Source organism: Streptococcus suis YS161 (genome assembly GCF_002760245.1).
Taxonomy (GTDB): domain Bacteria; phylum Bacillota; class Bacilli; order Lactobacillales; family Streptococcaceae; genus Streptococcus; species Streptococcus suis_I.
Genome location: NZ_ASCA01000097.1, coordinates 1 through 3,846, shown reverse-complemented (window position 1 = coordinate 3,846; position 3,846 = coordinate 1). Strand labels below are relative to the sequence as shown.

Here is a 3,846-nt window from a genome sequence, read left to right as displayed (position 1 = left end):
TTGCTCGAGCGGCCAAACAAATCCAACCACGTTTTCTATTTTTGGAAAACGTCAAAGGCCTACTCAATCACGACAAGGGACGGACGTTCTCCACAATCCTCTCCACGCTGGATGAATTGGGGTATGATGTCGAATGGCAGGTGCTTAACAGTAAGGACTTCCAAGTCCCGCAAAACAGAGAACGGGTCTTTATTATCGGACATTCTAGAAGATACCGTTCCAGATTCCTATTTCCTCTCAGAAGAGAAGACAGCCCAGCTCATCTTGAAAGGCTAGGAAATATCAATCCCTCTAAACGTGGTTTGAATGGTGAAGTCTATCTGACGAGTGGACTTGCTCCTACACTAACGAGGGGTAAAGGAGAGGGGGCTAAAATCGCCATTCCAGTCCTAACACCAGATAGACTAGAAAAACGGCAACATGGGCGTCGATTTAAGGATAATCAAGACCCTATGTTTACTTTGACTAGTCAAGATAGACATGGTGTTGTCGTCGCAGGAAATCTGCCGACTAGCTTTGACCAGACTGGAAGAGTATTTGACATTGCTGGCTTGTCACCGACCTTGACCACCATGCAGGGTGGAGATAAGGTTCCAAAGATTTTGCTGAGGGAGGAGCTGCCATTTCTGAAAATCAAGGAAGCCACAAAAAGAGGATACGCAAAGGCCACTCTTGGAGATTCAGTCAATCTGGCTTATCCAGACTCAACCAAACGTAGGGGACGAGTGGGAAAGGGAATATCCAATACCCTGACGACTTCAGACAATATGGGAGTGGTAGTTGCTGCTCTGGAATATCGACAGGATAAGTGGTATGAAGTCACAGGGATTGTCTTAGACGGAAAACTCTATCGCCTGAGAATAAGACGATTGACACCAAGAGAGTGTTTCAGACTTCAAGGCTTTCCTGATTGGGCTTTTGACAAAGCAGAAAGTGTTTCCAGTAAGAGCCAACTATACAAACAGGCAGGAAATAGTGTAACGGTGACGGTTATTGAAGCCATTGCGAGAGAATTTAGAAGAATAGAAGAGGAAGAAAAACATGAACCTACTACATAAGAAAAGTATCCTAGAGTGTACCGAATTAGAGGAACGTATTCACCAAGTTGAAACCAATCAGCTACTACAAAAGATACTGTCGCTCCCCAATTTTGATTGTGACTTTGAGGTGACTTTTGAAGATGATTACCACAAAGAGATGAATGATCCCCTATTCTACGAATCCAATCTTCATCGGATTTCGGATTTTTTGGAAACTAGGGATATTAAAAATGGTGTAGATACACTATTGACAAAAGACAATCATCTGGCTTTTCGTGCCTTTGGTCAACACTATACTGCAGAAGGCAAAGATGGCATACTGACAACATTGATAACTGTTAAGTGCTTCGGTGAAGGACGGATGCCTATTGACATGAGTCGCTATTTCTCAACTCTTGTACAAACGGTTGAAAATAGCCTAAACCTATAAGGAGGAGCCTATGCTTGAGGTATATCTAGGAAATAATGCCAATACGAATCAAAACTTACTAACCATTTTGACGACCTATGGTGTGGCTTATCGTTGTACAAAAGCATGTGATGTAAACCGTGAAATCTTACTGTCACTCTTTGCCAAAACCACGGATTGCTTTGAGTTGTTGTCGCCACGATTTCTTCGGTTTAAGCGTCAATATTCGATAAGTTTGAATGAGATGATTCAGCTTATTCTCCAAAAACCAGACCAAAACCTTCGTCTGCCTCTCATTGTCTGCCAAAATCATGTCTATCCAGCTGTTGGGGTAGATGAAGTGCGAACCTTTCTTCCCAGACAGGTAAAAGAAGAACTGTTTCAGGCCAGCTTGATGAAACAAGTGACAGGGTAGGTGTGCAGATGAATGAACGATTTTGGGACAATTTAGAAATCATTCTGGCCGAAAAAGGCCTCACTTGGGCAGAACTAGCTCGCAAAGTATTCAAAGGTCAATATGTCTATCCCAGTGAGTTTAATCGCCTCTATCAAAAATTACGGCATTACAAATCCAATCGTCTAATGCCACAGACAAGATGGGTTGAGCGAATCGTTCTAGTCTTAGATATTGATTATGAAGATTTATTCAAGAGGTGACAATGATAAGGATAGTGTTGTTTTATCTAGCCATACAGCTTAACTGTTTTCTTGTGAGTTTATACCTGAAAGAGTATCTGACAATAGAGGGTATAGTCTTGCTACAATTGGTCCTATTATGTGTGACTTGCTTTGAGATTGCCCGTCATAAAACTGTTCAAGCAAAAAATATGACCTTACAAAATCGCCTAAGATGGTTGCTTCTTGGCTTTGTGGCTATGGTTGCTTTTGCAGCCTTCATCAGTTTTCTATTTCCAGTTCAGACTAGGAATCAAGCGGTATTGGTAGAAGTTGGAAAGCAAGTACCTCATGTTATCTTTTTAATGTTCCTGGTCAATGTAAGTGTCCTTGAAGAGATTGTTTATAGGCAGTTGCTGTGGGAAAAATTGACATTCCCTTTTGTACAAATAGGAGTGACCAGTTTTCTCTTTGCTCTAGCCCATGGACCAAATCAATTAGGGAGTTGGCTCATGTATTGCTGTCTTGGCTTGACCGTGGCTGTTGTTCGTTTGAAAACAGATTGTATGACGGCAATCGCCTTACATTTGCTTTGGAATAGTTTGGTTTATGTCTTAACTTTCTTGTGATACCAAAATCAAGAGTGCTTCCGTATTATGGAAGCACCTTATGTTTGATAGGGAATCCAAAGAAGAGGAGGTCACCATGTCATCTGAACAACAAGAACGTCAAGCGATGCAATACGTGGAAAGAAGTAGTTTATTAACAGTCAGAACCCTCTTAAAACTCTTAGAATGGTCGGCTAGGCAAGCCTTAGCCCAAGATTCAGCTTATAAGATTGGCGTTCAAAAACTGGAAGAACTCCTTCAAAGCCCTTACGCCATTGAAGCGATAGATGTTAGTAAAGACGTCCTAGATAAGCCAATTGATGTTGAGAAATTCAAGGAGTTGATGGAGTCAGAAAAACTGCCGATCGCAATTAGTTGGCAAAAAGACTATCTCTACTTTTATGCCAAGGATAAGACCTTGCTTGATCATCACTTAGATGAATTGTTGAAGAAACTGGTGTCTAACCCAGAAAAGTTAGAAGGTTTAACCTATGATAAAACCTTGGATCAAGAGATAGAACTGGCCAAAGAGAAAATTAGAGTGACAGAACCTTCGGCAGTCAAGACCAAGGAGGTGACCTTGTAATGTATTCCAAACGAAAAGCATTAGTCTTTGGATTCTTGGGACTTGCCTTTGGCTATTTCTGTCACCGCCTAACCCTACTCTATGATAGTTTAACCAATGCTCCACCTATGGAACGATTGGCCTATCTCTTAGGAGAGGGGTCAAATCAAGTCCTAACCCCTTTATGGTTATTTAGCTTTACTAGAAGATCCCTTCTTGCCTTTGTCCTTGGTTTTCTTTCTATGACCCTGGTCTATCTCTACCTATCAACTGGTCAGAAGGTCTATCGGGAAGGAGAAGAATACGGTTCTGCCCGATTTGGAACCAGTAAGGAAAAGCGGTTCTTTTACAGTAAGAATCCTTTTAATGACACGATTTTGGCTCGTGATGTTCGTCTAACCTTGTTGGAAAAGAAGAAGCCCCAGTTTGACCGAAATAAAAACTTGATTGTCATTGGGGGTTCGGGGGCAGGTAAGACCTTTCGCTTTGTGAAACCCAACCTTATCCAACTTAACTGTTCCAATATTGTCGTAGATCCTAAAGACCATTTGGCTGAGAAGACAGGAAAACTCTTTTTAGAAAACGGTTATCAGGTCAAGGTTTTAGATC

The 3,846-nt window shown here is 41.6% G+C and carries 7 protein-coding genes; all 7 read left to right on the top strand.

Going from position 1 to position 3,846, the window contains the following annotated elements; all coding sequences use genetic code 11:
- A partial coding sequence (gene dcm, locus SST111_RS11880; RefSeq protein ID WP_099811589.1) for a DNA (cytosine-5-)-methyltransferase occupies positions 1-1,058 on the top strand: 1,058 nt, incomplete at its 5' end.
- Positions 1,042-1,470 carry a hypothetical protein gene (locus SST111_RS11875; RefSeq protein ID WP_099811586.1) on the top strand — a complete coding sequence of 143 codons (429 nt, stop codon included), beginning with the start codon at positions 1,042-1,044 and terminating at the stop codon, positions 1,468-1,470. The genes dcm and SST111_RS11875, both read left to right, overlap by 17 nt.
- Positions 1,471-1,480: 10 nt before the next feature.
- On the top strand, positions 1,481-1,864 hold the full coding sequence (locus SST111_RS11870) for a hypothetical protein (protein WP_099811584.1): 384 nt from the start codon (positions 1,481-1,483) through the stop codon (positions 1,862-1,864).
- An 8-nt stretch (positions 1,865-1,872) separates the two neighbouring features.
- Positions 1,873-2,106: a hypothetical protein gene (locus SST111_RS11865; protein ID WP_003065178.1), complete on the top strand. Its 234-nt coding sequence runs from the start codon at positions 1,873-1,875 to the stop codon at positions 2,104-2,106.
- A 2-nt stretch (positions 2,107-2,108) separates the two neighbouring features.
- A complete protein-coding gene (locus SST111_RS11860; RefSeq protein WP_099811582.1) occupies positions 2,109-2,693 on the top strand; it encodes a CPBP family intramembrane glutamic endopeptidase in 585 nt (194 codons plus the stop codon).
- A gap of 76 nt (positions 2,694-2,769) precedes the next feature.
- Positions 2,770-3,258, top strand: coding sequence for a hypothetical protein (locus SST111_RS11855; RefSeq protein WP_099811591.1), 489 nt, complete (start codon positions 2,770-2,772; stop codon positions 3,256-3,258).
- On the top strand, positions 3,258-3,846 hold a 589-nt coding region (locus SST111_RS11850), incomplete at its 3' end, for a type IV secretory system conjugative DNA transfer family protein (RefSeq protein WP_142350769.1). The genes SST111_RS11855 and SST111_RS11850, both read left to right, overlap by 1 nt.

Bases quoted from the DNA above. Each gene is read 5' to 3' on its own strand.
- SST111_RS11875 (WP_099811586.1), top strand. From the start codon at position 1,042: ATGAACCTACTACATAAGAAAAGTATCCTAGAGTGTACCGAATTAGAG.
- SST111_RS11870 (WP_099811584.1), top strand. From the start codon at position 1,481: ATGCTTGAGGTATATCTAGGAAATAATGCCAATACGAATCAAAACTTA.
- SST111_RS11865 (WP_003065178.1), top strand. From the start codon at position 1,873: ATGAATGAACGATTTTGGGACAATTTAGAAATCATTCTGGCCGAAAAA.
- SST111_RS11860 (WP_099811582.1), top strand. From the start codon at position 2,109: ATGATAAGGATAGTGTTGTTTTATCTAGCCATACAGCTTAACTGTTTT.
- SST111_RS11855 (WP_099811591.1), top strand. From the start codon at position 2,770: ATGTCATCTGAACAACAAGAACGTCAAGCGATGCAATACGTGGAAAGA.